We start from the raw sequence: 25,158 nt of genomic DNA on the forward strand, positions 1-25,158 counted from the left end.
CCGCCATGACGCTGAAGCTAAGCTACCCGGCCACCGCTGAAGACTACCGTGCAAGGGCCCGCGCCCGGTTGCCCCGGTTCCTGTTTGATTACCTGGACGGCGGCGCAACAGACGAACAGACCCTCCGGGCCAATGAAACTGAATGGGACGGCATAAAGCTGCGCCAGCGGGTATTGATTGATGTCGATCAGGTGGATACCACAAGCACCCTGGCCGGCGAGACCTGTGACATGCCCGTGGTGCTCGCGCCGCTCGGGCTGGCCGGCATGATGGCCCGGCGTGGTGAAGTGCAGGCGGCCCGCAGCGCAGAAGCAGCCGGCATCCCGTTTACCCTCTCCACCGTGGGCATCTGCCCGGTGGAAGAAGTGCAGACCTCCGTTTCCAGGGCGGCCTGGTTCCAGCTCTACATGATTCGTGACCGGGCCCGCATCGAAGCCCTGCTGGATAAAGCCTGGGCTGCCGGCTGCCGCACACTGGTGTTTACCGTCGACCTGCCGCAACCGGGCATGCGCCATCGCGACTTCCGCAATGGCCTCTCCAGCTCCGGCGCCCGCGCGAAGGCCCTGAAGGCCGTTCAACTGCTATCCCGCCCGGGCTGGCTCTGGGATGTGGCCGTGCGCGGCGGCCCCCTGAACTTTGGCAACCTCAGTGACGTGGTGCCGAATGCCGGGGATCTCGACGCGTTCAAGTCCTGGATTGATGCCCAGTTTGATCCCACTGTGACCTGGGCCGACATTGAATGGCTGCGCCGCCACTGGAAAGGTACCCTGCTGCTGAAAGGCATCCTGGATGGGGAAGACGCTCGCCAGGCTGTGAGCGTGGGGGCAGACGGCATCATTGTCTCCAATCACGGCGGCCGTCAGCTGGACGGCGTCGCCTCCGGCGCAAGCAAACTGCCGGAAATCGTGGCCGCGGTGGGATCAGAAACCGAACTGCTCGTGGATGGCGGTATTCGCAGTGGCGTTGATATTTTCCGGGCCCTGGCTCTCGGCGCCCGGGGCGTGATGATCGGCCGCCCCTGGGCCTGGGCACTGGCCGGCGGCGGTGAGGCCGGGCTGAATAACCTGCTGGCCAGTCTGCAGCAGGAGCTGCGCCTGGCCATGACCCTCACCGGCGTGACCCGAATTGCCGACATCGGCACAGACCAACTGGATAGAAACTCAAACCCTGAACCCGGAAAGCTTGGAGAACAACAATGACAAACGGCGCACAAGCCCTGATGAAAACCCTGGTGGATGCCGGTGTTGAGGTCTGCTTCAGCAACCCCGGTACCAGTGAAATGCACTTTGTGGCCGCCCTGGATGACGAACCCAAAATGCGGGCGGTTCTTGCCCTGTTCGAGGGTGTGGCCACCGGCGCCGCGGATGGCTATGCCCGCATGGCTGACAAACCCGCCGCTACCCTGTTGCACCTGGGCTGCGGGCTGGGCAACGGCCTGGCCAACCTGCACAACGCCCGCAAGGGCAAGGTGCCGGTGCTGAACATTGTGGGCGACCACGCCACCTACCACGTGAAATACGATGCCCAGTTGCAGTCGGATATCGAGACCGTAGCCCGCAACGTATCCCCGGGGTTTGTGCGCACCGCCAAGAGCACGGAAACCCTCTCCCAGGATGCCGCCGAAGCCATTGCCGCTGCCCGTACGGCGCCGGGGCAGGTCGCCACACTGATACTGCCTGCGGATGTGTCCTGGAGCGAGGGCGGTGTGCCCAGCGCGCCCCTGGCGCCGCCGACACCGGAGCCTGCAGACGATGCCACGGTGGAAGCCATTGCCAAGGCCATCCGATCCGGCAAGAAAACCGCCCTGCTGATGGGCGGCCATTCCCTGCGCGAACCGAGCATGCTGGCGGCCGCCAAGCTGGCTGCCCACGGCGGCGTGACCCTGCTGGCGGAAACCTTCCCAACCCGCATTGAGCGGGGTGCCGGCCTGCCTTACATCGAACGCCTGGCCTACCTGGCCGAATTGGCTACGGTACAACTGACGGACGTGGAACAACTGATTCTGGTGGACGCCAAGGCGCCGGTCTCTTTCTTCGCCTATCCCGGCAAGAAGAGCTATCTGGTGCCGGATACCTGCCAGGTACATACCCTGGTGGCGCCCGACCAGGACATCCTGGCCAGCCTGAACAAGCTCAACGACGCCGTTGGCGCCAGCCAGGCCGAACCGAAGCTACAACCAGCGAAACGGCCGGGCCGGCCACGGGGAAAGCTCACCGCCGAGAAAGTCTGCAAAGCGGTGGGTGAACTGATGCCCGAGAACGCCATCATCGTGGATGAAGGCATCACCTCCAGCCTGATGCTCTCGGTAATGACCGCCGGCGCACCTCGCCACGACATGATCACCCTCACCGGCGGCGCCATCGGCCAGGGCCTTCCCAATGCCGTGGGTGCCGCCGTGGCCTGCCCGGACCGGCCGGTCATCGCCCTGATCGGCGATGGCACCGCCATGTACACCATTCAGGCCCTGTGGACCATGGCCCGGGAACAGCTGAATGTAACCTCCATCATCTTCAACAACGCCTCTTACTCCGTGCTCAACATCGAACTGGAGCGGGTAGGTGCGGAAGAAGCCGGGGAGAAAGCTAAATCCCAGCTGGACCTGCGCGGCCCGGTGATCAACTTCGCGGAAATGGCCAACGGCATGGGGGTTCACGCTGTGCGGGTGCACACCGCCGAGGAAATGGCAAAAGCCCTGGAATACGCCCAGAGAATGCCGGGACCACACCTCATTGAAGCCGTGATCCCGGAATCCCTGAGCGGGGTCAAGCGCCGGATACTGCCGTGGATGCTGCGCTCATTGCCGAGCCTGCCGCTGTCGGTTTCCAAGGCGCTGAAGCGCAAGCTGGCGCCCTGAGGCAGATTCAGTCAAACCTGGCCAGGTTCTGGAGCGCAATGGTGTACTCACCCTTACCGGCATCAAACCCAATCCGGTAGGTTGCCGGATACCAGGCCGGGTAGCTGTACCGCTGGGGTTGCTTTACCGGTGAGGTCATTTCCGGAAGCGACTCCAGGAAGGCCAGGGATACCATAGGCTCAACGAACATCAGCTCGCCCTTGTAATAGCCGTAGATGAAGTTGTGGCTGAACGGTTGGCCCTGGAATTCATGCCCCGCAGGGTCCAGGCCGTGCATTCCCATCCTGTCCACAGCGGTATCCGGGGGGACGACATAGCCAGCCGGAACCAGTTGTGGGTCTGGTGCCGTCATGGCCAGTTCACGGCCCTCGCCATGGAAGGTTATAGCTTCACGCTCACTCCCGCTGATCAGATAGAAATGCACGTCGAAGTGGGGAACCGTGTAAACCCCATCAGGAATATGCCCGGCCGGGTTCCAGTCGAGGAGAACATGATCGTAGCCTGTTTTCGGGCCGGCTTCCGGCATGGGTAACGCAAACTCCCAGACCATCTGGTTGCCCTGAACCTCGGGAAGCCCCTGAAGGGCATCCCTGGTCAGAACCACGGACACCGACTCAGGTTCGTCCATCCCCTTGGTTGTCACCTCCACTCGCGCGGTACCGGTACCCACCGCCACCGGGGTTCCGGTATAGACGACTGGATCGGCAGCGAATGCAACACTGGCAAAACCCAGACACACCGCCGTCAAGACGGAACAGCTGGGCCGGAACAGATAAACAGCAGTTTTCATCTCACCACTCCTCAGTGACACATGCCATTTGGCATTATCGAGCGGCCACCATGGCCAGAAAGCCATTGCCCTTCGGGCTGACTCAGAGGAGATCGGATTTGGCAGGCTGGACTGACAGCAGTAAAACGCGCTTCCTGTCTGCACGCTTCTCCCTACTACCACCAGAACGGGATTTGGCTGGGTTTGTTCAATATACCACCAGATTCACAGCCAAGAACTGATTTTTATGGCCTGCTTGGTGTGTTTGCCGCTTTCGAATTCCAAGACGCTGAGGCGCATCGTGGAATGTTTGGGCCTGGGAGAGATCGGGAGGATCCGGGGAGTTTGAGAGCTCCCCGGATTCAGTGGTTGGGCAGACGTTAGAGCCAGGTCAGGCCAGCGCTGATGACGATGCCGGTGATGATCAGAAGCATCAGGCAGTAACCCATGATGTCCTTTGCTTTCAGCCCGGCAATTGCCAACACCGGCAGGGCCCAGAACGGTTGCAGCAGGTTGGTCCAGGCGTCACCCCAGGCTACAGCCATGGCCACCCTGGGAATATCCGCACCCAGCTCCTGCGCCGCCGGCAGCATGACCGGGGCCTGGACGGCCCATTGGCCACCTCCGGAAGGTACAAAGATGTTCACCAGGCCGGCGCTGATGAAGCTCCAGAATGGCAGGCTCTCGGCGCTGGCCATGGAGACGAAACCGCTGGAAATGCTCGCGGCCAGACCAGAGGCCGTCATCACGCTCATGATGCCCGCGTAGAACGGAAACTGGATTACGATGCCCGCCCCGCCTTTGACTGCCTCGTTCAAGCTGGCCAGCAGGCGCTTGGGGGTCTGGTGCAGGATGATGGCAATGAACAGGAACATGAAGTTCACGATGTTCAGGTTCAGCCCGCCCCCGTCCATGAAGTATTGGAAGATAAATGCAATTCCACTGAAGCCGATCAGCCAGGCCAGAGTGCGGCTGTTCTCCAGATAGTCGGCGGGACGGTTGATCACCACAGAGGTATCCGGCTCGTCGTCCAGGATCTTCGGGTCGGCATAAATACTGTCCCTTTCCTCGGGCAGCATCAGCCGGTTGACCAACGGTACGATGATGAACAGGGCCGCCACGATGGCCAGGTTAAAGAACGCGAAGATGGTTTCCCCGGTACCGATAATGCCGATGGTGTCTTGGGTAAAGTGGCCCTCGGTGGCAACGACAAGGGGAATGGAGCCCGCCAGACCACCGTGCCAGACGATAAAGCCGGAATAGGCACTGGCGATCAGCAACGGATAGTGAACGCGGATCTGTCGGGCGAGAGCTTTAGCGAACAGCGCGCCAACAACAAGGCCAAACCCCCAGTTTATCCAACTGGCGATCAGGGCTATGAAGGTTACCAATATAATCGCCTGGCCCGGCGTTCTGGCGAGTCCGGCAATCCGGTTCAGGATGCCTCGTACCAGCGGCGTGCTGGCCATCATAAACCCGGTCACCAGAACCAGCAGCATCTGCATGGAAAAGGTCAGAAGATTCCAGAATCCATTCCCCCACATTTCCACCACAGCCATCGGGCCGTGACCCTGGAAAACCATTGCAGCGATGAAAGAGATAAGCGTCAGTATTATGACGAACAGGTAGGGGTCCGGCAGGTACTTGTCGACCAGACTGACCATGGGTCTGGATGCTCTGTCTAGCATAATCTACTCCTTTGTTATTTTTGGCTTTGTTTAAGAGTAGCAACCTAAACGGAAAACGCACTGAGGTTCAAATTATTCTTTCGGCGTATTGCAACCTCCTATCATCCGGGAATCCGGGATCTCAGAGCCTAGGCAATGAAAAAGCAGCCTTGCGTGCCCGGCGTGCGCGTGCACACCGCCGAGGAAATGAAAAAAGCTTTGGAATACGCCCAGAGAATGCCGGGACCACACCTCATTGAAGCCGTGATCCCGGAATCCCTGAGCGGGTTCAAGCGCCGGATACTGCCGTGGATGCTGCGCTCATTGCCCAGCCTGCCGCTATCGGTTTCCAAGGCACTGAAGCGCAAGCTGGCTCCGTGAGGTAATCGAGCCGGGCGGCTCATCAGCGGGCGGACGAACTGGATCTCAGCGACTATCCTTTCTCCAGGCATTGTCACTATTGCCAACGGAGCGCTGAGCCCCGTTCGTTCGCAGCCCACCTGCTTTACGAGGTGATCATGACTGATACGGAAAAACGCCCGCTGTATATACCCTACGCCGGCCCCTCGTTGCTGGAGATGCCTTTGCTGAACAAGGGCAGTGCCTTCACCAACCGGGAGCGCATGGATTTCAACCTGGTCGGCCTGCTGCCACAGCATGTGGAAACCATCGAGGAGCAGGCAGAGAGGGCCTACAAACAGTACAAGCTGTGCCAGAACGATCTCGACCGCCACATCACACTGCGGGCGATCCAGGACGACAACGAAACCCTGTTTTACCGATTGCTGGAAGACCATCTGGAGGAAATGCTCCCGATCATCTACACCCCGACCGTGGGGGATGCCTGCCAGGAGTTTTCCAACATTTACCGCAACCATCGCGGCTTGTTTGTCTCCTACCCGGACCGCGAACACCTGGACTACCTGCTGCGCAGCGCCACCAAGGAACGGGTCAAAGTGATTGTGGTGACCGACGGCGAGCGCATTCTCGGGTTGGGAGACCAGGGCATCGGTGGCATGGGCATTCCCATCGGCAAACTGTCCCTGTACACCGCCTGTGGCGGCATCAGCCCGGCCAATACCCTGCCGATCATGCTGGACGTGGGAACCAATAACCAGCAACTGCTGGATGACCCCATGTACATGGGCTGGCGGCACAAGCGTATCGGCCAGAAAGAATACGACGAATTCGTGGCCGACTTCCTCGCGGCAGTGAAGCGCCGCTGGCCCAGCGTGCTGGTGCAGTTTGAGGACTTCGCGCAGAACAACGCCATGCGGTTACTGAACAAGTACCGGGACCAGGCCTGTTGCTTCAACGACGATATTCAGGGCACGGCTTCAGTGTGCCTGGCCACCTTGCTGGCCGCCTGCAAAACGAAGAAAGAAAAGGTCAGTGAACAGACCGTCGCGTTTTTGGGCGCCGGGTCCGCCGGCTGCGGTATTGCCGAGCAGATTATCGTTGCCATGACCAATGAGGGGTTGTCCGAGCATGAGGCGCGCCAACGGGTCTACATGGTCGACCGGGACGGGCTGCTGACCAACGATCAGGACGGCCTGCAGGATTTCCAGAGAACACTGACTCAGGACCCCGGGCGGTTAAAGGGCTGGCCGGGCCGGGAACTAATCGATGTGGTCAAACAGGCCAAGCCATCGGTGCTCATTGGTGTCTCCGGTCAACCCGGCCTGTTTACCGAAGACGTGATCAAAACCATGCACGCGAGCTGTGACCAACCCGTGGTAATGCCCCTGTCCAATCCCACCTCCCGGGTGGAGGCCACACCCGAGGATATCCTGAAGTGGACCGATGGAAAGGCCCTGGTCGCTGCCGGTAGTCCCTTCAAGCCGGTGGAGCTTGATGGCAAAACCTACCCCATCGCCCAGTGCAACAATGCCTACATCTTTCCGGGCGTTGGCCTGGGTGTGGTGGCCGCCGGCGCCTCCCGGGTAACGGACACCATGCTCACAGCCGCCTCCAACGCCCTGGCAACCCAGGCCCCCATTGTGCAGGGCACCGGGGATGGGCTGTTGCCAGACTTGGCCGGTATCCAGGACCTCAGCCGCCGAATTGCCTTCGATGTGGCCAGGCAGGCTCAGGAAGAGGGAGTGGCTCTGAGATCCGATGAAGACACCATCCGCCGATCCATCGAGCGCAATTTCTGGCGACCGCGTTATCGGCGTTACCTGCGGCGCGCCATCTGACAGTTAGACAGCCGTGCGGAGCTAGGGGGAACCGCCGCCCAGTGAATCTTCCGAGGCCAGCGCCTCCGCAATGTATTGATAGCCCCGCTGGCCGGGGTGATAACCGTCACTGGCCAGGAGCTCAGGGTCGGTGACCACGGGGTAGTTCACGTAGCGGAAGTCCTGGGGAAACCGCCTTGCGAGGCGGATATAGAGGTTATCCAGCTGCCGCGCCCGCCAACCCACCACGTACCGAAGCGGCGAGGGCAGCGCCGTGAACAGGTGCATGGGCGGCACGCTGAGAAGCAGAATGGGCCCCGAATACCGAGGTGCGAGCAATTGGCGCAATTCCCGCAACTGCCGGCGGAAACGAAAACGGGGAGTGAACCCCGTGGTGTCGTTCACCCCCATGCTCAACAGCACCACATCCGCCTCTGGCAGTTCAGTGGTTTCCAGCTTGCGAATCAAAGCCCCGAGCCGAATACCGTTGATCCCGAAGGTGTGCCAGGCAATGGTCTGGCCCGTGCGCTCATGAATCTGCTTCGCCAACTGGCTGGCCAGTCCCTGATCGTGGGTTTCAACACCGACACCGGCCGCCGTGGATTCGCCAATCACCAGGACCCGCCTGGCGGGGGTGCCTTCACCGTATTGACCGCACGGTGAACCGCCGGCTTCCGGCAGCCTGGGCGTGGTGCGGCGGGCCTGCTTGCCCTGGTAGAGCAGTACCGGGAAGAGCAGGGCGGTGGTCAGCCAGAAAGGGAGGTGCATCTGAAGGGTCTCCGGTTATGCCGACAGACTAGTGAGCGACTGACTTGGAGAATACATTGATCACCACAACACCGGAAATAATCAGCGCCATCCCGATCACACTGGCGGCATCCAGAGTTTGCCCGTAAATCAGCCAGCCGATAAGTGCAACCAATACAAGGCCCATCCCCGCCCAGATGGCATAGGCCACGCCCACCGGAATTTCCTTCAGCGTGATCGAGAGGAAGTAAAAGGCCACGGCATAGCCCGCAATCACCAGCAGGGAGGGCCAGAGTTTGGTGAACCCTTCACTGGCTTTCAGCCCGCTGGTTGCTACCACTTCCGCAACAATGGCAACGCCCAGGAATAACCAACTTTTCACAGTGAATCTCCAGTACCGCACGAAATTGGGAAGCAGACGATACCAGCCGGCAGTGCCTTCTTACAGGGTGACTGCAGAAAAGGGAAACTGCACTAAGCTGGGAGTGCATGCCGGAGTTATACGAACGCGTTCGCAAAACTCCGGCATGCAGGATGAGATATGAAGGTAACTATCTGATAGTGTTGAAAGGGTAACGATGGCTAGGAGGAGTTATCCGCCCCTGGTTGAAAGTGGAGTGGCTCGTGAGTGGGCTTATAACTCTGGCGGTAGCTGTGGTAACTGGTTTCTAAGATGCTATTTTTACTGAATAATTCGGCTTCGCCACTGCTGCAGGGAACTGGAGTTTTGCGAACGGGGGATATACGAACGTGTTCGTATAATTAGCTGTTAGCTGTAAAGGAGACTACGTGCAAACACAGTATTGGGTAGTAGGTGCCACCTGGGGTGGGAGTGAAGATGTATTACCGCAATTCCTTAAACGGGGCTATTGGTACTGCTGGGATATCAATAAATTTGCTAATGAACAATCTGGTGTAGGCAATACCATTAAAAATCAGCAGCAAAGATTCGATAAGGTTCGAGTTGGTGATCGTATCGCGGTAAAGCGCCTACGAGGCCAAGGGGCAACAGATATGTCCGTTCTCGCTATCGGTATCGTCAAAGATGTCGACGTGGAAGAGTGGCGAATTTATGTGGACTGGGTTGCCGACGAGCTTGGCGACCGTAGGGTACCGCTGAAGGGGTGTACCGCTTCCATACATGGTCCTTTCCTCAATGAGGGAGAAGATAGTGTCTGGGTTAACCAAGTCTTTTGCCTATGACCTCAGCTAACCAGTGGGTGAAGCTGACCGCTACTAAGCTGCGCTCCGTATCGGCAGCTTACCCAGGGCGTTAGACATCTATGGTCTGTTTTATGGAAGTGTGGGTCTCTCCAATTAAGGACGTTATTGTTGCATTGGCCGCGATCATTGGGGCGGGTGTTGCTGTTATTGGTTTATCCACATGGAGGCGCCAGCTTCAAGGAACTGCACAATATGAGCTCGCCCGACGCTTGCTAAAAGAGGTTTACCAGTTTCGTGAGGCGCTTCAATCCGTTCGGTTTCCGTTCATCGCGTTGAAAGAGATGGAGTTGTCAGACGATGAAGGGCCTCCACCAGCAAATGACAAAGACAGGCGCCATAGAGAATTAGCAAAGGCATATCAGAACAGATATGACCGGGTGTACGATGCCAGGAACGCTCTTGAGGCGACCTTACTTGAAGTTGAGGTACTTTGGGGTGCTGAGCTAGTCGAGAAGGTTCGAAAACTATATAGCTGGGACGGGGAGCTTTACGCCGCAATCATGGATCATTTAGATACAATTATGTCGGACGCTCCTCGCGGAGGTAGAAGTTTAGAAGACATACGGCGGACAAGAGAAACCATAAATTCCCGCGGCAACAGGAAAGAAGATAAATTTTTGAGTGGCCTGCAAAGTGATATTCAACAGATAGAAATGGAACTAAAACCGCATCTTAAGCGAGCTGTCTAACCAGTCGTTCCAGTTCGTTTTGGGCCTGGCGGCCCTCCACCGGACGCCCTTATCAGGGCGCCGCTGAACCAAAGCGTTACAAGGCCAACTGAAAGGGAGTTCAAGTGGTTACCTGCTATCTGAAGTACGTTATAGATCCCTACAAAACCGCCGAGTTCGAGCGCTACTCGAAAATGTGGATACCTTTGGTCCAGAAATTCGGCGGTCAGCATCATGGGTATTTCTTGCCCTCCGAGGGCGCAAACAATATAGCTATCGCGTTATTCACGTTCGAGTCGCTGGCAGCCTATGAAAAGTATCGTGAGGCCTCGTTCAAAGACTCGGATTGCCAAGCCGCCTTCCGATATGCCGAAGAAACTCGTTGTGTACTAAGCTGTGAGCGCAGTTTTATGAGGCCGGTTTTCGAGTGAGCTTGTAACAAGTGCATTAAGTCTGCTCCGGCCCGACTAGGGCCTCCACCGGACGCCCTAGTCGGGCGCCGCTTATGCAAGCGTTTTGCGCAAAAGGAGGGGGCGTGCATCATTTGGCAGCCCAATGGATTGTGAGGTTACTGAGGGATAGGAATATTCCCTTTCTGATCTGTGGCGGACTCGCAGCAAAGGGATATGGCTCTGAGCGCGATCTAAATGACATCGACCTTTTCGTTCCTGGTGAATACTTTTCGTCGGTGGTTCAGGCTGGCCAGGAGTTTGTCTCTAAAGCTGCCGCTCACCGACAAGAGGAAGGCTGGGATCTAACCTACGTCCAGTTCAAGTATGAAGGTATCAAAGTGGAGGTAGGTAGCGCTGACGGTCCAAAAATCTACGATGCAGTAAACGAAACCTGGGTTCCGCTTAGCATAGATTTTTCTCGATATGCGACCGTGCATTTGCTGGGCCTTGAGCTTCCCCTTATGTTGAAGGACGACTTGGTCCAGTATAAATCCGCGCTTTCACGTCCGGTGGATATCGAGGATATCCGTGCTATCCGTGAGAGCGCATAACCAGACCGTGCACTGAATGCAGAAACCTCCGGTGCCGTTATGTCACCGTTGATGGCAAGCGTTATAGGCCTGGTCGATTTCTGTGCACAGCCTGATCCAATGTAGGTTAGGCTAATCCATACCTTTCGGGAGGGCATGGCTATGGTAGATATGATTTTGGAATCAACGATCAAATGTCCAAACTGTGGCCATCAGAAAACGGAAACCATGCCTACCGACTCATGCCAGTATTTTTACGAGTGTGAGTCGTGCCATGTTTTACTGAAGCCCAAGCATGGCGACTGCTGTGTCTTTTGTTCATACGCCACAGTACCGTGCCCGCCAATTCAGCAAGGGGCAGGGTGTTGTGCTCCTGGCCCATAGCAAGTCACGTAAGGCGGACGCGTGAGACGCGCCGCTTCGTTTTCGCGTTAGCTGTGATTGCCTCACCCGAAAAGTGATACTATAGTATCACTATAAATTTGGATCAGGGTTAGCCCATGAAAGTTGAGCTTGTTACGAACCTTAAGCGCCAAGCCACAAAGATTCTTGCAGATTTGCACTCGTCTAAGGAGCCGATACTGATCACGGAGCATGGTCAGCCATCCGCATACCTTGTTGATGTGCAGGATTATGAGTTTATGCAGCGTCGACTTGAGCTGCTTGAGGGGCTCTCACGGGGAGAGCGTGCTGTACTTGAGGGAAGAACGTACAGCCAGAGTGAGGCCAGGGAGAAAATGAGTAAATGGCTGAAGTAATCTGGACGGAGCCCGCCCTTCAAGAACTGGATGCCATCGCCGAGTACATTGTTCTTGATAATCCTGCAGCCGCAAGTCACCTGGTCCAGGATGTTTTCGATAAGACCGAGCGTTTGGAAGATTTTCCCCAATCCGGACGGATTCCTCCAGAACTCCCTAATTCAGTATACAGGGAGGTAGTGGTTCCGCCGTGTCGCATTTTTTATCGTGAGGATGATAAGCGAGTTCTCATTCTCTATGTCATGCGAGAGGAGCGACAGCTTCGGGCGTACATGCTTGGGAACAGCTAACCAGGCGCGGCACTCGGATGCCTATGTCTCCGCTTCGCTTCATAGCAAAGCCAAGCGTTAAATCAAGGAGACTTCCCGTAGCAGAAAGCCCCCTGAAACTGTCTTGGCGCTTATTGGTAGGCGCCCGCACTGTAGATCAATTCATAGCTGTGGCTATAGATTTCCAGGATGTTTCCGAACGGGTCTTCCATATAAATCATGCGGTAGGGCTTCTCGCCGGGGTAATAGTAGCGCGGTTTCTCCATGCGCTTTTTGCCACCTGCGGCCACAATCCGCTCTGCCAGTTCCTCTACGTTCGGGTCTTGAACGCAGAAATGAAAAACCCCTGTTTTCCAATACTCGAAATTGTCTTCCGGGTTGGTCTGGTTCTTAAACTGGAAAAGCTCCACACCAATCCGATCGCCTGTCGATAAGTGAGCGATACGGAACTTGCCCCAGCCCGCGCCAAATACGTCTGTGCACATTTCTCCAATGGCGCTGTCGTCTTCCTCGATCTCGGTTGGTTCCATAATCAAATACCAACCCATAACCTCCGTGTAGAACTTTACGGCTTGTTCAAGATCCGGCACGGATATGCCGATGTGTGAAAAGTTTCTTGGGTACACGTTGCTCATTGGCTGTCCTCCTTTGTTAAGACTGAGAGCAGGTTACATGGGGCTGATAATTAGTTAAAATTATCATTTATTCTCTAAAAGATTACGTAATGTAATGATAAATACGGCCTGGTTACGCACCTTTTGCACACTGGTGGAAGTCGGTCATTTCACCCGAACCGGCGAGCGCCTTCACATGACACAGTCGGGGGGTGCATATTCCGGCGAACGTGAACGCCCATTCTGGCTGAACGTGAACACCTTTTTTCTTAACGCATCACCCACCGGAGTTTGTACCCTGGGTGTTCACGTTCAGTCAATTTCCTGAAGTCGCTTTCTCATCGATTCCCCTTTCAGAGCCCAGCGGTGAGCGTTGTGCATCAACCGATCCAGAATGGCGTCCGCCAGAGTGTTATCGCCGATGGCGGCGTACCACTGATCGGTGGGTAGCTGGCTGATGATCATGGTCGAGTGAGTGCCGTGACGGTCATCCATGATCTCCATCAGGTCGTTCCGGTGTGCAGGTTTCAGAGCTTCCAGCCCCCAGTCGTCCAGGATCAGCAGCTTTACTTTGGCTAGTTGGCTGAGGGTTTTCTGGTAGGTGCCATCGGCCTTGGCCTGGGTCAGTTCCAGCAGTAATCGGGAGATCCGGTAATACCGGGTGCTGAGGCCGTTGAGGCAGGCCTGATGCCCCACGGCGCAACCCAGATAGGTTTTGCCGCTGCCGCAAGGGCCGGTAATCAACAGGTTCTGACCCCGTTCGAGCCAGTCTGTCTGGGCCAGTTGGGCTACCTGTGTTTTCTTCAGATTGCGTGGGTGCTGGTAGTCGATGTCCTGAACCGAGGCCCGGAGTTTGAAGCGGGCCTGACGCACCAGGCGATCCTGCTTGCGGTGATCCCGGGTCTGGAACTCCCGGTCGAGCAACAGCTCCAGGCGTTCGGTGAACGACAGCTCGTCATAAGTTCCCGGCTGGTTTTGTTGATGTTCCAGGGCGGCAGCCATGCCGCCGAGCTTCAGATCTCTCAATCGTGTCAGGGTTTGCAAGGTGTTCATGCGGGTATCCTAGTGGAAGCTCTTCGGGCCACGGATGTTCTCGTGGTGCTGGGGCAGTTCTGTGTGCAAGGGCAGTTGTTCGGGCAACTTGTCCCGGTTGCTCCGGAGAATGGCCTTGATGTGTTTCAGCCGGTCCAGGCCTTCGCGGTTGGCAATGCGGCAACCGGCGTTAAGGCGCTCGCTGGGATATTCCTTGCTCAGATTGAGTAGCCCAAGACAGACCCGGTAGGCCTGCTCCGGATGCTCCCGCTCATCCAGTCGGTCACTGACCCAGATCAGGGTGTCCGGCCCGATGTCCCGGGCCCAGTTCTTAAGCCGGCCGGGGGACCACTGTTGTTGTTTTTGATGGCGGGTGGGCATGTGCCCTGACTCGGTCGTGATGCCGTACTGATGACTGCGTGGGTGGCTGGCGATCTGTCGTTGCCGGAAGTAGATCTGTACCAGTCGCTCACTGGCGTGGAGGTCCACCTGCTCGCCCACATACTGGTGCGGCACCGAGTAGTGGTGCTGGCTGAACTCGATGTGGTAATCGATGTTGACCCGGCAACGCCGGATCTCGACGTACTCATAGGGGTGTTTGGGTAGCGCCTTCAGGGCTGGCTGGTCGAGCGTCTTGAAGGCCTCCTTCCGGTTGCCTGGCAGCGCTCGGAATGGTCGGCTGTTCAGGTCGTCCAGCAGGGACCGGATGCACTGATTCAGGTCGGCCAGACAGGCTTTGTTGACACCGCTACGCAGATTATCGGGGATAATCATCTCCGGAACACCCGCAAAAAACTCAAAGGTGCGCACGTGACTCATCAACCAGTCCTGCAAGCCCTGGCTCCAGGTGGCCTCCGCATAGGTGTAATTCGAAGCCCCCAGCACGGCGACAAACACCTGGGCCGTGCGGATTTCGCCGGTTTGCGGGTTAATGATCGGAACGGTGGGGCCACAGTAGTCAATGAAGCACTTTTCACCGGCCTTGTGGATCTGGCGCATAGAGCGCCTTTGCTGCTTTTGCCAGTGCCGGAAGCGGTCACAGTATTGAGAATAGCTGTAACAGCGATTGGGGTATTGGGCGGTGTATTCCTCCCATAGCAGTTGCTTGGTAACGCCCTTGTGTTTGAGGCTCTGATGGACGGTCAACCAGTCCGGTACCTGATAGCGGCTGGAGCTGGTGGGGTCAGCACCGGGATAGAGCATGGCCGCCAGGCGGCCATCGTCCAGATCCTCGGGTAAGGGCCAGGTGATCTCTAAAGCCTGGGCTCGGGTCAGGAGCTTCTGGATAGCCCCGACACTGGTCTTGGTGCTGGCGCTGATTTGCCGGATCGAAAGCCCGGCTTCCAGCCTCAGGCGAAGCACTTCTCTTATTTTGCGCATTGGAATTCTCTTTGCTGCCATGACCCTGATTCCCAAAAAAAGAACCAGAGTAGCAAGCGGTTGAATAAACAATGCGTTAAGAAGGATTCTGGTTGAACGTGAACACCGATTCCGGCATGGTGAACACCGATTCCGGAAATTTCCGAAAAGTGTTCATCTTCGACCAGAATGACTGTTCACGTTGAACCAGAATAGGTGTTCACGTTCGTCCGGAATGGGTGTTCATGATGGGCCGGAATATGCAGGGGGCAGTCAGCATGTGCGTAAGCTTGAAGAGCAGCTCGGTACCGAATTGCTTGTGAGGCAGGGTAAGCAGTTTTCTCTATCGGGTGCAGGCGAAAGGCTTTATACCGAGGCGCAGGGCATCCTCTTTGCGTTGTCGAATCTGGAACAGACAGTCGGAGAGGATCCGCCCTTTGCAGGCAGTGTGCGGATCATGTCTCCGGGTAGTGTCGGGCTGAAGCTTTATCCACATCTCTTGGCGCTACAGAGCAAGCACCCGAAGCTTGTTATCGATTACCGGTTTGCGCCAAATCCGGATGTGGAGAACGCGATCGCGAAGTCGATTGTTGATCTCGGATTCATGACTTCGAAATCTACCCTGTCCGAGGTAAGTTGCACGCCTGTCGCGCAGGAATCGCTGCTGTTGGTAACACCTGCTACTGTCGAGGAACCGGACTGGGACACTCTGATGGCTCTAGGGTTTATCGATCACCCGGATGGGAGTCATCACGCCAGCTTGCTTCTTGGTGCCAATTACCCTGAGTTTCAGCACAGTAACCTGTTTCCCAGAAAGGGGTTCTCGAACCAGATCGGTTTGATTCTGGAGCCGGTTAGTATGGGTTTGGGTTTTACCGTCTTACCTGCACATGCCGTTGAGGCCTTTGAGAAGTCTGAGCACATCAAAGCTCATCCTCTCGCTAACCCGGTCAGCGAAACGTTATATCTGTGCGTTCCCCGGCATCGGGCACTTCAGGCGAGGATGAAGACTGTAATAGCTGAAGCCAAGAGGGGGCTTTAAAACCGGCTGTTGCCTTCGTCTTTTACTTGGCCTTTTCTGGCAAGACGCAGAAGGCATTTGTTCGCCAGCAAGCATTACTCGAAACCCGCCAACCTCAACGTCATTTCCCCGGCTGAGATCTCTTCGCACCCCATGGTGTTCTGCCCCGCCCAAAGGGGCGAAAAGTCTCCCTTGCCAAGCTTTTCCGCCTCCGATCTGAGGGGTGCCAACGCAGCCGCCGCATTGGGAAAATCAGGCACGCGCAAACTGATAGGGCCTTGCTCGCGAATGAGCCGGTTGACGATGCCGCGCGCTGGCCGGCCGGAAAACACGTTGGTGATTTCGGTGTGGGAAGCTTGCTGGGACTGAAGGGCGGCCCGGTGGATGGCACTGGTTTTTGCTTCGGTACACAGCAGGTAAGCTGTGCCGACCTGGGCCGCGGTGGCGCCCAGTTGTATGGCTGCTTTGACACCTTCGGAAGAGGCAATGCCGCCTGCCGCAATTACAGGGAGCTTCACTCTGGATGTGATTCGGGGGAGTAACGCAAAGATACCCATGTGCAGACCAAGGTCGTCAGACAGAAAGTGGCCGCGGTGACCACCGGCCTCGAGCCCTTGCGCAATGATGGCGTCCGCGCCTCTCTCCTCCAGCCACAAGGCTTCGGCCACCGTAGTGGCACTGGCCAGTACTTTAACACCGTTGGATTTGATGTGGGCCAGCAAATCGGGGGCCGGTAAGCCGAAGTGAAAGCTCACTACCGCAGGCTTCAATTCAGCCACCAGGTCGGCCGTTTGTTCATCGAAAGGGCGGCGGCCTGGGCCGCCGGCGTCTTCGTTCATCTCCAGCCTCAGTTCCTGGTAGTAGGGTTGCAGGCTTTGCCGCCAGGCGGCTTCTTTCTCCGGGTCTTCCGGTGGCTGGGTGTGGCAGAAGAAATTAAGATTGAAGGGGCGGTCTGTAGCGGCTCGGATCCTGGCCATTTCTTCGCGGATTTTTTCGCCTGTGAGCATGGCGCAGGGGAGCGAACCCAGCCCGCCCGCTTTGGAAACTGCGATGGTCAACGCGCTGTCCTGCACGCCCGCCATGGGCGCCTGAATCACTGGGTAGTCAACGTTCAGAAGTTCCCGGAGGGTGGTCATGGTGAGTTCTGCTCCCCTGTTAGTTGGTTATCGTTTTCGCAGTTCGGTGACGGTTTCCCCTTTGACGCCCCAGTTGTCATCGGTGATCTTGATATTGACATAAGGCATTCGAAATTCCTCTTGTTCAATGGTTGGATGCCCTGCCGCACTACAGGCTTTTAGATATGCGAGTGCTGGAAAAGTGAGTGAATACATCGAATACCTAAAAGAAACTTTTTCCGAATTCGGTGAAATTCGCGCCAGAAAGATGTTTGGTGGCTACGGCATCTACCACGATGATGTGATGATAGGCCTTGTCGCCGACGACATGCTCTACCTGAAAGTAGACTCTGAGTCCGTCAGCTGTTTTGAAGAACGTGGGTTATCACAGTTCATGTATCCGAAGGGACAGAGAATGGTGGGAATGTCATACTACCTGGCACCCGAAGAGGCGCTGGAAGACCCATCAGAAATGCGTCATTGGGCGACAATGGCCTACGGTGCAGCACTAAGATCACGTAAACAATAATCACTGCCGGGCTGCCTGTTCGCGATGTTTCAGGTGTCTCAGTAAGAGGCGATAGAGAAAAACCGATGACTGTTCATTCTGGTTCCTGCCTGTGTGGCACTGTGAAATTTGAGGTACAAGGCAGTTTCGACAGTTTCTATCTGTGTCATTGCCAACACTGCCAAAAAGATACCGGATCTGCTCATGCGGCAAATTTGTTCTCGCAGTCCGCTGAATTGACCTGGTTATCCGGTAAAGACGCTGTGACCTCCTTTACGCTCTCTGGCACTCGTCACAACAAGAGCTTTTGTAAGTTGTGCGGGTCAGCATTGCCGAGCACTCAGCTTGAAGGTGTTGTTGTCGTTCCTGCAGGATGTTTAGACAGCAGAATCTCCATGGTACCCACAGCCCACATTTTTACAGGCAGTAAAGCACCCTGGGATGGCGACTTTGGCGACGTGCCAGAGTTTGAGGGCCTGCCAGAGTAAGCTAGTTGCATAAATCCGAAAACCCGCAAGTAGGTGCCCCCTCTATGACGGAACACTCACAGGTTGCTGGCCTGTCTACGGATCATCTTTCAAACATTGAAAGCCACCTTGACCGTTGCTACGTCCAGCCCGGGAAGTTACCCGGCGCGCTGACACTGGTCGCCCGGCAAGGGGAAATTGCCTATGTGAAAGCCCAGGGACTGATGGACGTGGAACGCAACAAGCCGGTCCGCCGGGATACGGTGTTCCGCATCTATTCCATGACCAAGCCGATCACATCTATCGCCATGATGCAGCTTTATGAGCAGGGACGGTTTTTACTGGATGATCCCGTACACAAGTATATTCCTGCCTGGAAAACCCGGCGGATTTATAAAAGCGGGGTTTACCCCAACTTCCTGACCACGCCTGCATCCAGCACCATGACAATTCGCGACCTGTTCACGCATATGTCAGGCCTGACTTACGGATTTATGCAGCGCACCAACGTTGACGCTGCCTACCGCGAGCTTAAGCTGGATGGCAGCCGGAGCATGACGCTGGAAGCCCTGGTCGATCGCCTCGCAGAGCTGCCTCTGGAGTTTTCCCCGGGCACAGCCTGGAACTATTCGGTCAGCACGGATGTGCTTGGGTATCTGGTGCAGTTGCTGGCTGATAAGCCATTTGACGAGTATCTCCGAGAGCACATCTTTGAGCCTCTGGATATGCCTGACACCGGCTTCCACGTTCGGGATGATCAACTTGACCGCTTCGCTGCCTGCTATCAGTACCAACCTGGTGATCAGTTCGCGTTGCAGGATGATCCCGAAACGTCTCCCTTCCGCCGAAAACCTCAGTTTTTGTCAGGTGGTGGCGGGCTGGTTTCCACCATTGACGATTATTTCCACTTCGCCCAGGCGTTGTGTCAGGGTGGCGAGTTCCGCGGGCGGCGGATTATTGGTCGAAAAACGCTGGAATTCATGTGTCGCAACCACCTGCCTTACAATCAGGACCTACCGGGCCTGTCTGTCGGTGCTTTCAGCGAGACACCTTATGCCGGCACTGGCTTTGGTCTGGGCTTTTCGGTAAAAACCGACGTCGCCAAATCCCAGACCAACGGATCGGTCGGTGAGTACGGTTGGGGTGGCCTTGCGAGCACCAACTTTTTCGTCGATCCCGTGGAGGAGCTGGTGATGATCTTCATGACGCAACTGATTCCCTCATCAACATACCCCATCCGTCAGGAGTTACGGGCAATCGTTAACGGAGCGCTGCTATGAACACAGTTTCAACACCCTATCCAATCGGCACTCCCGGCACTCCCTGGGGCGATGCGGAACGCGCCGAGTGGTTGTCACGGCAGACTCGTCAGCGCAGTTACGAGGCGGCGGTGTTGAGTGTGATCGAGGGCCTGCGCTCGCGCTTTGACGTGGAAGAGTACGGCGCTCTGGATTACGGCCCGGATTACTATCCGCTGATGGCGATTCGCAGCCGCGGCTGGAATAACGATCTGCCGGTGGTGCTGATAACCGGCGGGGTTCACGGCTATGAAACCAGTGGTGTGCATGGCGCGCTACAGTTCCTGGATAAGCACGCAGCGGATTATGCCGGCCGCGTGAACTTGCTGGTTGCGCCCTGTGTCAGTCCCTGGGCGTATGAGCGCATTCATCGCTGGAACTATAATGCGATTGATCCCAACCGTTCATTCCACGAGGGCAGTCGGGCGGAGGAGTCAGCCGCCCTTATGCGATTGGTAGCGCCTGTTCGTGACAGTGCCCTGATTCATATCGACCTGCACGAGACTACCGATACCGACGAATCAGAGTTTCGCCCGGCGCTGGCTGCCCGCGACGGCAAGCCGTTCGAGCCGGCCGGGATTCCCGATGGCTTTTATGTGGTCGACGACAGCGAGAACCCACAGCCTGAATTCCAGCAGGCATTGATCAGGGCGGTGGAGCAGGTGACGCATATTGCGCCGGCCGATGACAGCGGCGAGATCTTCGGCTCCCCGGTGGTCGCCCGGGGCGTGATCGCGTATCCGCTCACGCAGTGGGGCCTGTGCGCCGGTATTACGAGTGCGCCCTACCGGACCACCACCGAGGTTTACCCCGACAGCCCCCGCGTAACCCCCGAGCAATGCAATGCCGCGCAGGCCGCGGCGGTGTGTGCTGCCATCGACTATGGGCTTACTCACTCTCAATAGGCCAAATAAGTGGGAAAGCTGACTAGCCGGACTCGGATAGATAGGGCTGCGCCAGGGCCTCAAGCTTTTCTTCTCTGAGTTCGCCGATGGCATTCCATATGTGCTCTGCAAGCTCCGGGTTTGCCGCTTTGAATTCCCGTGAGAGCATCAGGTAGTAGGGCTTGGTTTTGAGAGGGGGATCAATCCGGACAATGCCCGGGAGCTGCCTGGCGTTCTGGCGTAACAGAAAATCGGCGGTGACCGATTGGAGCGCAACGGCATGAACGCGTCTGGCAGTCAGTAACTGCAGGCTCTGCCTGGAACTCCGAACCTTGATTACGGAAACGCCCAGGTTCTCCAGATCGTTCACGATTGAGTAGCCCAATGGGGCGCCAACTGACAGGTCCGTGTCTTCGAAAGCCTTGCCGCTCCAGCCCAGCTCTGTATCTGGCAGGACATAGAGATTGTAGCTGATGGTGGTTAGTCGGCGGGTAGGGTCAACCTGACCGTCCCGCCGGGGGTATTCGCCAATTCGGGTGCGCGCGGCATTGTAAGAGGCATTGAAGATACCATCCACCTGGCCGGTTTCGAGCATGGCCAGGCATCGTTTCCAGGGGTATCGGCTGAACTTGATCCGCAAACCCGGTATCCGTTCCTCTACCAGCTTGACCAACTCCACGGCTGCGCCGGGATTCTCCAGAACCTTTTCGGTGTCACCCATGTAGTAGGGGAACTGGGTTTTATCCTCATAGGCAACATGCAGGACGGTTTCCGCATGGCCAATTCGGGCTGGGCTCCAGAGAAGCAGAATGGATAGCGCGAGAGTGAGACCTGCATGAAGACACGCTTTCATGGGCATGCTCAAAAGAGTGAAGAGACAGGAATAGCTTAGTTTGTGGCGAGGAATTTTCAATACATCTTTCCATTGAGACCAGCAGGTCTGGCATCGGGCTGGAATGTATAAGACCATGCTATCCATACTTTCGAAAAGAGGCCATTACGGCCTGGGAGACCTGATCAATGAAGTACAAGAGTCTTGGGTTTTTGTTGGCGGTTGGCGCTTTGACGGGCTGTCAGACGTCCTCTCATGTTTCTTCCGCAGCTATGGATGGAGACGGCATTACCTGTAATGAAATCTACCAGGCATTTTCAGCCTATGAGAGTGACCGGCAATCCGCGGCGGCTTGGGCCCAGCTGGGCACCTTGATCAGCCCCAGTGCCGGGAACTACGCGGATATGGGCGTGAAAACCGCCGCGAAATACTACGATCAGATCAAGGCGGCAACGAATATCTCTCTCGCTGTGCGCGGTTGTCAGCCGGTGCAGTGACGCACGGCCGCATGCAAAACGGGTGAATCAGTTCTGCATGCGGATATCGTCTTTCCACCGGAAGCCCACGCCACCGGCCTGCCATACGCCGTCTTTGTTGAACGGGTGGGGGCCGGCCATGTTGATGTATTGGGGCAGCCCGAAATGGGGCGACAGGTTTCTCGGTGCCTTGATGGTGACCCGGTCCATGATGCGCAGTCCCTGTTGCTCTGCCGGCAGATGCGCTTCTGGCGCGGCGCGGTGGGCGACGGCCCAGTTATCGATAAATAACAGATCGCCGGTTTCGTATTCGTAGCGAATTCCGTAGCCACCCTCGAAGGAATCGTTCAGCAGATCGTTGTAATCGTTGAACAGTTCCTTCATGGCGGCCTCGTCCAGCAGGTGGAAGCTGTCCGCGGGTGCGGGTAGGGTCTTCAACTGGTCGAGCGTCAGACCTTCTTCCGGCAGGCGCTCCAGCACGGCGCCGGTCATGCCCAGATGCAGCCAGACACTCTTGCGACCGGAAATCGGGTGGGTGTGAACCACGGGGTGGGTCACACTGGATGCGGAGTTTACCGACACCAGTCGTTCCCAGAAATCCTGTTTCTCCGGAGGGAGTGCGTCAAAGGCCGCACCCTGGTGCGCGAAGTGGGTGCCGCCGCCATTCTCGGGCGCACGGGCCATGTAGTAGGCGCTGTGGGAGAAGGTGGCGGCTTCGAAACTGCCATCGTTGTGCCATTGCGGGCCAACGCCAAGAATGCCCTGGCGGCCATCGTTAGAGCAGCGGAAAATGTGCCGGTTACGGCCGGGTGTTGCGGGATGCACGCCGTGGGTGGAATGGATCTCGCGCCCGCCCCACCATTTGCAGGCTTCAATCAGTTCATCGGGGGAAAGGCCGGCTTGGTGCTTGAATACGATGAACCCGCGATTTGCCATTTCCTCTTCCAGGGCCTTGATAGCCGGCTCTGGCAGCTGGTTGCGCACGTCGGATCCGTAGATCTCAACGCCGATAGGGTCCAGTGGCTTGAGGGTTAAACCTTCCTGTTCGAGCAGTGCCACGTTATCAGGGTTCAGGGGCGCTACGGTGGAGGTGGGTTCGAGGGTCTTTTCCAGGGTCTGTGCCATAACCTTCACTACCATGCTGCTCGCTATTTAGACAGCCTAACCCGTTGGGTTTCCGGATTTCAAATACGATGTCCGTTCCGCCCGATTTTGGAACTGGCCTCCTGCGGGCCGGTGCCGGCAAGACCAAATCCCGTTTGCCTTCGTAGATGCGGCCTCTAGACTGATAGTGGTAACCAAAAACCGAGAGGAATGGCCGTGACTCCCAAATCCCTTTTGCGCCGCACAGCGGCATTGATAGCGTTCGTGATGTCCGGATCGGTAATGGCTGCTGATCCCGTGGTGGTGTCCTCCAAGATCGACACCGAGGGCTCGGTACTGGGGCAGATGGTGTTGCAGTCCCTGGAGGGGGCGGGTATTCCGGTTGAAAACAGACTGCAGTTGGGTGGCACCAGCATCGTCCGCAATGCGATCAAGGCCGGCGAAATCGATATCTACCCCGAGTACACCGGCAATGCTGCGTTCTTTCACGATCAGGCGGATCGGGATATCTGGAAAGATGCGGATAAGGCCTACCAGGAGGCTGCTCGCCTGGATAAAGAGGCACATAACATTGTCTGGCTGGAACCCGCCGAAGCAAACAACACCTGGGCTATGAGCGTGCGGGGCGATTTGGCGCGGGAAAATAACCTGGCCACACTCGAAGATCATGCGAATTACATCAATGAGGGCGGTGCCTTCAAGTTTGCGGCCAGCGCCGAGTTTGTGGAATCCGCCAGTGCCTTGCCGGCGTTCCAGGAGGCCTATGGCTTCAAGCTGGAATCCGACCAGCTGTTGATTCTTTCCGGTGGCAACACGGCGGCGACATTGCGCGCGGCGGCCCTGAATAACAACGACGTAAACGGTGCGATGACCTACGGCACCGATGGCGGGCTGGATGCGCTGGATCTGAAGGTAATGGAAGATACCGCAGGCGTTCAGCCGGTGTATCAGCCAGCGCCGATCGTGCGTGGCGAGGTGCTGGAAGCCTATCCGCAGATCCGGGAAGTGCTGACGCCGATCTTCGAATCGCTGGATCTCGAAACGCTGCAGCGCCTGAATGGCCAGGTGGCCGTGAACGGGGTACCGGCGGATACCGTCGCCCGGGATTACCTGGATTCCCTGGCCCAGGACTGAGGTTTGTCGATTTACAGCTCTGTTGCCTCGAACACCATGCCGAACCGTGTCCTGCCTGTGCTGGGGTGTCTTGCCCTGGCGCTGGTCTGGCTTTTGGACCTGGGCGTCATTCAACCCAACCGCATTGTTCCGGGTACCGGTCACGGCCTCATTTCGGCCGTTGGCGGGCCCTGGGCTGGCCTGGTGTCACTGGTTCTGGCTGGCTGCGTTCTGCTGTCTTTTCTGCCGTTGCGCCGGCGGTACCTGCCGCTTCTGGGCCTGGTAGGCCTCTCCCTGGCGCTGCTGCCCCTGTTGCTCGAGGTCTTTGCGGGCCGGCACCTGCCGGAAGACGCACCTTATGCGCGGTCGTCCATCGGAGCCGGTTTCTGGTGTTTGCTGTTTTTGCTGTCGCTGATGCTGATCGAAATCCTCGGGCGCCTCGGGAGCGGGCGAGGGCTGCAGCTGATGATACTGGCCGTCATCGTTGGCAGCTGGCTGTGGATCCTTCGAGGCGGTGGGCTGGAGAGTTTGTCGCTGGTTCGGGAATTCAACGCCCGCCCGGACAAGTTCGAGCAGGCCCTGTGGACTCATCTGGCACTGGCCTTTGGCGCGGTCGGCATCAGCGCCGGTCTGGCTTTTCTACTGGCCCTGAAGATGATTCGTAGTGTGGCCTGGCGCCGTCCCATCCTTGGCGCGGTCAGCTTTCTTCAGACTATTCCCAGCCTGGCGGTATTCGGGTTACTGATCGCACCGCTCAGTGCGCTGGCGGCCGCTTTTCCGGCACTGCAGGCCATGGGGATTCGTGGCATTGGCTGGGCTCCGGCCTTGCTGGCTTTGGTGGCTTACAGTCTGTTGCCCATGGTGCGCAACACCTTCGTCGCGCTTACCGAGGTGCCGGAAAGCCTCGCCGATGCCGGGCGGGGTATGGGAATGAACGAGCGACAGCTGTTCTTCAAACTCAAGTTGCCACTGGCGCTTCCCGTGATTGTGGAAGGCGTGCGCATTACCACCATCCAGGCCATTGGCCTGACCGCGGTTGCCGCGCTCATTGGCGCCGGCGGTTTTGGCAGCTTTATCTTTCAGGGCCTGGGGCAGGCGGCGATGGATCTGGTATTGCTTGGTGCGCTGCCCACCATTGCACTCGCGCTGCTGGCGGATGCTCTGCTCACCATGCTGGCGGCCAGTCTCAAGCCGACACCGGCGACGGCCTGACAGGAGAG

General features: G+C 57.3%; 30 protein-coding genes. 20 read left to right on the plus strand and 10 right to left on the minus strand.

What is annotated here, in order from left to right; all coding sequences use genetic code 11:
• The first annotated feature begins 5 nt into the window (after window positions 1-5).
• Window positions 6-1,199 carry an L-lactate dehydrogenase gene (locus tag MDHKLMBL_RS04925; protein WP_199185486.1) on the plus strand — a complete coding sequence of 398 codons (1,194 nt, stop codon included), beginning with the start codon at window positions 6-8 and terminating at the stop codon, window positions 1,197-1,199.
• Entirely contained in the window at window positions 1,196-2,854 is a 1,659-nt protein-coding gene (locus MDHKLMBL_RS04930) for an acetolactate synthase large subunit (protein ID WP_104270245.1), read from the plus strand. The genes MDHKLMBL_RS04925 and MDHKLMBL_RS04930 overlap by 4 nt, the downstream gene beginning before the upstream one ends.
• 7 nt (window positions 2,855-2,861) lie before the next feature.
• Here the strand turns inward: MDHKLMBL_RS04930 and MDHKLMBL_RS04935 are convergent, their stop codons facing one another.
• Entirely contained in the window at window positions 2,862-3,644 is a 783-nt protein-coding gene (locus MDHKLMBL_RS04935) for a DUF5602 domain-containing protein (protein ID WP_104270246.1), read from the minus strand.
• A gap of 359 nt (window positions 3,645-4,003) precedes the next feature.
• Window positions 4,004-5,311, minus strand: coding sequence for a short-chain fatty acid transporter (locus tag MDHKLMBL_RS04940; protein ID WP_104270247.1), 1,308 nt, complete (start codon window positions 5,309-5,311; stop codon window positions 4,004-4,006).
• A 135-nt stretch (window positions 5,312-5,446) separates the two neighbouring features.
• On the opposite strand from MDHKLMBL_RS04940, the gene MDHKLMBL_RS04945 reads away from it, so the two are divergent.
• Window positions 5,447-5,671: a hypothetical protein gene (locus MDHKLMBL_RS04945; protein WP_241956177.1), complete on the plus strand. Its 225-nt coding sequence runs from the start codon at window positions 5,447-5,449 to the stop codon at window positions 5,669-5,671.
• A gap of 137 nt (window positions 5,672-5,808) precedes the next feature.
• Entirely contained in the window at window positions 5,809-7,488 is a 1,680-nt protein-coding gene (locus MDHKLMBL_RS04950) for an NAD-dependent malic enzyme (protein ID WP_104270248.1), read from the plus strand.
• 21 nt (window positions 7,489-7,509) lie between these two features.
• Here MDHKLMBL_RS04950 and MDHKLMBL_RS04955 read toward each other — a convergent pair whose 3' ends face one another.
• Together MDHKLMBL_RS04955 and MDHKLMBL_RS04960 are read right to left on the minus strand one after the other, a co-directional pair.
• Window positions 7,510-8,235 (minus strand): SGNH/GDSL hydrolase family protein, encoded by a 726-nt coding sequence (locus tag MDHKLMBL_RS04955; protein WP_104270249.1) that lies wholly within the window; start codon window positions 8,233-8,235, stop codon window positions 7,510-7,512.
• A gap of 28 nt (window positions 8,236-8,263) precedes the next feature.
• A complete protein-coding gene (locus MDHKLMBL_RS04960; RefSeq protein WP_115483691.1) occupies window positions 8,264-8,617 on the minus strand; it encodes a DMT family transporter in 354 nt (117 codons plus the stop codon).
• A gap of 386 nt (window positions 8,618-9,003) precedes the next feature.
• On the opposite strand from MDHKLMBL_RS04960, the gene MDHKLMBL_RS04965 reads away from it, so the two are divergent.
• From MDHKLMBL_RS04965 to MDHKLMBL_RS04995, 7 genes are all read left to right on the plus strand, one after another.
• Window positions 9,004-9,417 carry a hypothetical protein gene (locus MDHKLMBL_RS04965; RefSeq protein WP_044629348.1) on the plus strand — a complete coding sequence of 138 codons (414 nt, stop codon included), beginning with the start codon at window positions 9,004-9,006 and terminating at the stop codon, window positions 9,415-9,417.
• Between the two features lie 92 nt (window positions 9,418-9,509).
• The gene (locus MDHKLMBL_RS04970) at window positions 9,510-10,127 is read left to right on the plus strand and encodes a hypothetical protein (RefSeq protein WP_146083403.1); all 618 of its coding nucleotides are present in this window, start codon (window positions 9,510-9,512) and stop codon (window positions 10,125-10,127) included.
• 104 nt (window positions 10,128-10,231) lie between these two features.
• Window positions 10,232-10,537 (plus strand): NIPSNAP family protein, encoded by a 306-nt coding sequence (locus MDHKLMBL_RS04975; RefSeq protein WP_104270252.1) that lies wholly within the window; start codon window positions 10,232-10,234, stop codon window positions 10,535-10,537.
• 104 nt (window positions 10,538-10,641) lie between these two features.
• Window positions 10,642-11,109 carry a nucleotidyltransferase gene (locus tag MDHKLMBL_RS04980; protein ID WP_167450390.1) on the plus strand — a complete coding sequence of 156 codons (468 nt, stop codon included), beginning with the start codon at window positions 10,642-10,644 and terminating at the stop codon, window positions 11,107-11,109.
• A gap of 150 nt (window positions 11,110-11,259) precedes the next feature.
• Window positions 11,260-11,472 carry a GDCCVxC domain-containing (seleno)protein gene (locus MDHKLMBL_RS21120; RefSeq protein ID WP_275541685.1) on the plus strand — a complete coding sequence of 71 codons (213 nt, stop codon included), beginning with the start codon at window positions 11,260-11,262 and terminating at the stop codon, window positions 11,470-11,472.
• A gap of 116 nt (window positions 11,473-11,588) precedes the next feature.
• The gene (locus tag MDHKLMBL_RS04990; protein ID WP_008170664.1) at window positions 11,589-11,846 is read left to right on the plus strand and encodes a type II toxin-antitoxin system Phd/YefM family antitoxin; all 258 of its coding nucleotides are present in this window, start codon (window positions 11,589-11,591) and stop codon (window positions 11,844-11,846) included.
• Window positions 11,834-12,136, plus strand: coding sequence for a type II toxin-antitoxin system RelE/ParE family toxin (locus tag MDHKLMBL_RS04995; protein ID WP_008170662.1), 303 nt, complete (start codon window positions 11,834-11,836; stop codon window positions 12,134-12,136). The genes MDHKLMBL_RS04990 and MDHKLMBL_RS04995 overlap by 13 nt, the downstream gene beginning before the upstream one ends.
• Before the next feature lie 110 nt (window positions 12,137-12,246).
• On the opposite strand, the gene MDHKLMBL_RS05000 is transcribed toward MDHKLMBL_RS04995, so the two are convergent.
• Window positions 12,247-12,750 carry a lactoylglutathione lyase family protein gene (locus MDHKLMBL_RS05000; protein WP_104270254.1) on the minus strand — a complete coding sequence of 168 codons (504 nt, stop codon included), beginning with the start codon at window positions 12,748-12,750 and terminating at the stop codon, window positions 12,247-12,249.
• 94 nt (window positions 12,751-12,844) lie between these two features.
• Between MDHKLMBL_RS05000 and MDHKLMBL_RS21320 the strand changes: the two genes are divergently transcribed.
• Window positions 12,845-13,057, plus strand: coding sequence for a LysR family transcriptional regulator (locus MDHKLMBL_RS21320; protein WP_338063630.1), 213 nt, complete (start codon window positions 12,845-12,847; stop codon window positions 13,055-13,057).
• Here MDHKLMBL_RS21320 and istB read toward each other — a convergent pair.
• Together istB and istA are read right to left on the minus strand one after the other, a co-directional pair.
• The gene (istB, locus tag MDHKLMBL_RS05010) at window positions 13,042-13,782 is read right to left on the minus strand and encodes an IS21-like element helper ATPase IstB (protein ID WP_053113077.1); all 741 of its coding nucleotides are present in this window, start codon (window positions 13,780-13,782) and stop codon (window positions 13,042-13,044) included. The two genes, MDHKLMBL_RS21320 and istB, sit on opposite strands and share 16 nt — an antisense overlap.
• Window positions 13,783-13,791: 9 nt before the next feature.
• On the minus strand, window positions 13,792-15,162 hold the full coding sequence (gene istA / locus MDHKLMBL_RS05015) for an IS21 family transposase (RefSeq protein WP_053113078.1): 1,371 nt from the start codon (window positions 15,160-15,162) through the stop codon (window positions 13,792-13,794).
• A 238-nt stretch (window positions 15,163-15,400) separates the two neighbouring features.
• Here istA and MDHKLMBL_RS05020 point away from each other — a divergent pair, with 238 nt between their 5' ends.
• Complete coding sequence (locus tag MDHKLMBL_RS05020; RefSeq protein ID WP_104270359.1) at window positions 15,401-16,162, plus strand: LysR family transcriptional regulator; 762 nt, start codon at window positions 15,401-15,403, stop codon at window positions 16,160-16,162.
• 74 nt (window positions 16,163-16,236) lie between these two features.
• Here the strand turns inward: MDHKLMBL_RS05020 and MDHKLMBL_RS05025 are convergent, their stop codons facing one another.
• The gene (locus tag MDHKLMBL_RS05025) at window positions 16,237-17,277 is read right to left on the minus strand and encodes an NAD(P)H-dependent flavin oxidoreductase (RefSeq protein ID WP_104270255.1); all 1,041 of its coding nucleotides are present in this window, start codon (window positions 17,275-17,277) and stop codon (window positions 16,237-16,239) included.
• Between the two features lie 181 nt (window positions 17,278-17,458).
• Between MDHKLMBL_RS05025 and MDHKLMBL_RS05030 the strand changes: the two genes are divergently transcribed.
• The 4 genes from MDHKLMBL_RS05030 to MDHKLMBL_RS05045 all read left to right on the plus strand — a co-directional run bounded on the left by MDHKLMBL_RS05030 (window position 17,459) and on the right by MDHKLMBL_RS05045 (window position 20,434).
• Window positions 17,459-17,785, plus strand: coding sequence for a TfoX/Sxy family protein (locus tag MDHKLMBL_RS05030; RefSeq protein ID WP_039881837.1), 327 nt, complete (start codon window positions 17,459-17,461; stop codon window positions 17,783-17,785).
• A gap of 65 nt (window positions 17,786-17,850) precedes the next feature.
• On the plus strand, window positions 17,851-18,252 hold the full coding sequence (locus MDHKLMBL_RS05035) for a GFA family protein (protein ID WP_081467501.1): 402 nt from the start codon (window positions 17,851-17,853) through the stop codon (window positions 18,250-18,252).
• A gap of 44 nt (window positions 18,253-18,296) precedes the next feature.
• The gene (locus MDHKLMBL_RS05040; protein WP_104270256.1) at window positions 18,297-19,511 is read left to right on the plus strand and encodes a serine hydrolase domain-containing protein; all 1,215 of its coding nucleotides are present in this window, start codon (window positions 18,297-18,299) and stop codon (window positions 19,509-19,511) included.
• Window positions 19,508-20,434, plus strand: a complete 927-nt coding sequence (locus MDHKLMBL_RS05045; protein WP_104270257.1) for a M14 family metallopeptidase — start codon at window positions 19,508-19,510, stop codon at window positions 20,432-20,434. The genes MDHKLMBL_RS05040 and MDHKLMBL_RS05045 overlap by 4 nt, the downstream gene beginning before the upstream one ends.
• Window positions 20,435-20,456: 22 nt before the next feature.
• Here MDHKLMBL_RS05045 and MDHKLMBL_RS05050 read toward each other — a convergent pair whose 3' ends face one another.
• Window positions 20,457-21,266 (minus strand): substrate-binding periplasmic protein, encoded by an 810-nt coding sequence (locus tag MDHKLMBL_RS05050; RefSeq protein ID WP_241956178.1) that lies wholly within the window; start codon window positions 21,264-21,266, stop codon window positions 20,457-20,459.
• Window positions 21,267-21,433: 167 nt separating this feature from the next.
• On the opposite strand from MDHKLMBL_RS05050, the gene MDHKLMBL_RS05055 reads away from it, so the two are divergent.
• Entirely contained in the window at window positions 21,434-21,742 is a 309-nt protein-coding gene (locus MDHKLMBL_RS05055; RefSeq protein ID WP_008170638.1) for a hypothetical protein, read from the plus strand.
• Window positions 21,743-21,769: 27 nt separating this feature from the next.
• Here the strand turns inward: MDHKLMBL_RS05055 and MDHKLMBL_RS05060 are convergent, their stop codons facing one another.
• Complete coding sequence (locus tag MDHKLMBL_RS05060) at window positions 21,770-22,861, minus strand: TauD/TfdA dioxygenase family protein (RefSeq protein ID WP_104270258.1); 1,092 nt, start codon at window positions 22,859-22,861, stop codon at window positions 21,770-21,772.
• 231 nt (window positions 22,862-23,092) lie between these two features.
• Here MDHKLMBL_RS05060 and osmF point away from each other — a divergent pair, with 231 nt between their 5' ends.
• The gene (gene osmF / locus MDHKLMBL_RS05065) at window positions 23,093-23,959 is read left to right on the plus strand and encodes a glycine betaine ABC transporter substrate-binding protein OsmF (protein ID WP_146083408.1); all 867 of its coding nucleotides are present in this window, start codon (window positions 23,093-23,095) and stop codon (window positions 23,957-23,959) included.
• 36 nt (window positions 23,960-23,995) lie between these two features.
• Complete coding sequence (locus MDHKLMBL_RS05070; protein WP_053115549.1) at window positions 23,996-25,150, plus strand: ABC transporter permease; 1,155 nt, start codon at window positions 23,996-23,998, stop codon at window positions 25,148-25,150.
• Window positions 25,151-25,158: the final 8 nt, after the last annotated feature.

The organism is Marinobacter flavimaris (assembly GCF_002933295.1).
GTDB lineage: Bacteria > Pseudomonadota > Gammaproteobacteria > Pseudomonadales > Oleiphilaceae > Marinobacter > Marinobacter flavimaris.

Coding starts and splice junctions, on each gene's coding strand:
- MDHKLMBL_RS05050 (WP_241956178.1), bottom strand. CDS start 21,266: ATGAAAGCGTGTCTTCATGCAGGTCTCACTCTCGCGCTATCCATTCTG.
- MDHKLMBL_RS04940 (WP_104270247.1), bottom strand. CDS start 5,311: ATGCTAGACAGAGCATCCAGACCCATGGTCAGTCTGGTCGACAAGTAC.
- MDHKLMBL_RS21120 (WP_275541685.1), top strand. CDS start 11,260: ATGATTTTGGAATCAACGATCAAATGTCCAAACTGTGGCCATCAGAAA.
- MDHKLMBL_RS05045 (WP_104270257.1), top strand. CDS start 19,508: ATGAACACAGTTTCAACACCCTATCCAATCGGCACTCCCGGCACTCCC.
- MDHKLMBL_RS21320 (WP_338063630.1), top strand. CDS start 12,845: ATGATAAATACGGCCTGGTTACGCACCTTTTGCACACTGGTGGAAGTC.
- osmF (WP_146083408.1), top strand. CDS start 23,093: ATGTCCGGATCGGTAATGGCTGCTGATCCCGTGGTGGTGTCCTCCAAG.
- MDHKLMBL_RS04945 (WP_241956177.1), top strand. CDS start 5,447: ATGAAAAAGCAGCCTTGCGTGCCCGGCGTGCGCGTGCACACCGCCGAG.
- MDHKLMBL_RS04925 (WP_199185486.1), top strand. CDS start 6: ATGACGCTGAAGCTAAGCTACCCGGCCACCGCTGAAGACTACCGTGCA.
- MDHKLMBL_RS04995 (WP_008170662.1), top strand. CDS start 11,834: ATGGCTGAAGTAATCTGGACGGAGCCCGCCCTTCAAGAACTGGATGCC.
- MDHKLMBL_RS05035 (WP_081467501.1), top strand. CDS start 17,851: ATGACTGTTCATTCTGGTTCCTGCCTGTGTGGCACTGTGAAATTTGAG.
- MDHKLMBL_RS05025 (WP_104270255.1), bottom strand. CDS start 17,277: ATGACCACCCTCCGGGAACTTCTGAACGTTGACTACCCAGTGATTCAG.
- istB (WP_053113077.1), bottom strand. CDS start 13,782: ATGAACACCTTGCAAACCCTGACACGATTGAGAGATCTGAAGCTCGGC.
- MDHKLMBL_RS04990 (WP_008170664.1), top strand. CDS start 11,589: ATGAAAGTTGAGCTTGTTACGAACCTTAAGCGCCAAGCCACAAAGATT.
- MDHKLMBL_RS05040 (WP_104270256.1), top strand. CDS start 18,297: ATGACGGAACACTCACAGGTTGCTGGCCTGTCTACGGATCATCTTTCA.
- MDHKLMBL_RS05070 (WP_053115549.1), top strand. CDS start 23,996: ATGCCGAACCGTGTCCTGCCTGTGCTGGGGTGTCTTGCCCTGGCGCTG.
- istA (WP_053113078.1), bottom strand. CDS start 15,162: ATGGCAGCAAAGAGAATTCCAATGCGCAAAATAAGAGAAGTGCTTCGC.
- MDHKLMBL_RS04935 (WP_104270246.1), bottom strand. CDS start 3,644: ATGAAAACTGCTGTTTATCTGTTCCGGCCCAGCTGTTCCGTCTTGACG.
- MDHKLMBL_RS05000 (WP_104270254.1), bottom strand. CDS start 12,750: ATGAGCAACGTGTACCCAAGAAACTTTTCACACATCGGCATATCCGTG.
- MDHKLMBL_RS04950 (WP_104270248.1), top strand. CDS start 5,809: ATGACTGATACGGAAAAACGCCCGCTGTATATACCCTACGCCGGCCCC.
- MDHKLMBL_RS05060 (WP_104270258.1), bottom strand. CDS start 22,861: ATGGTAGTGAAGGTTATGGCACAGACCCTGGAAAAGACCCTCGAACCC.
- MDHKLMBL_RS04970 (WP_146083403.1), top strand. CDS start 9,510: ATGGAAGTGTGGGTCTCTCCAATTAAGGACGTTATTGTTGCATTGGCC.
- MDHKLMBL_RS05055 (WP_008170638.1), top strand. CDS start 21,434: ATGAAGTACAAGAGTCTTGGGTTTTTGTTGGCGGTTGGCGCTTTGACG.
- MDHKLMBL_RS04955 (WP_104270249.1), bottom strand. CDS start 8,235: ATGCACCTCCCTTTCTGGCTGACCACCGCCCTGCTCTTCCCGGTACTG.
- MDHKLMBL_RS04930 (WP_104270245.1), top strand. CDS start 1,196: ATGACAAACGGCGCACAAGCCCTGATGAAAACCCTGGTGGATGCCGGT.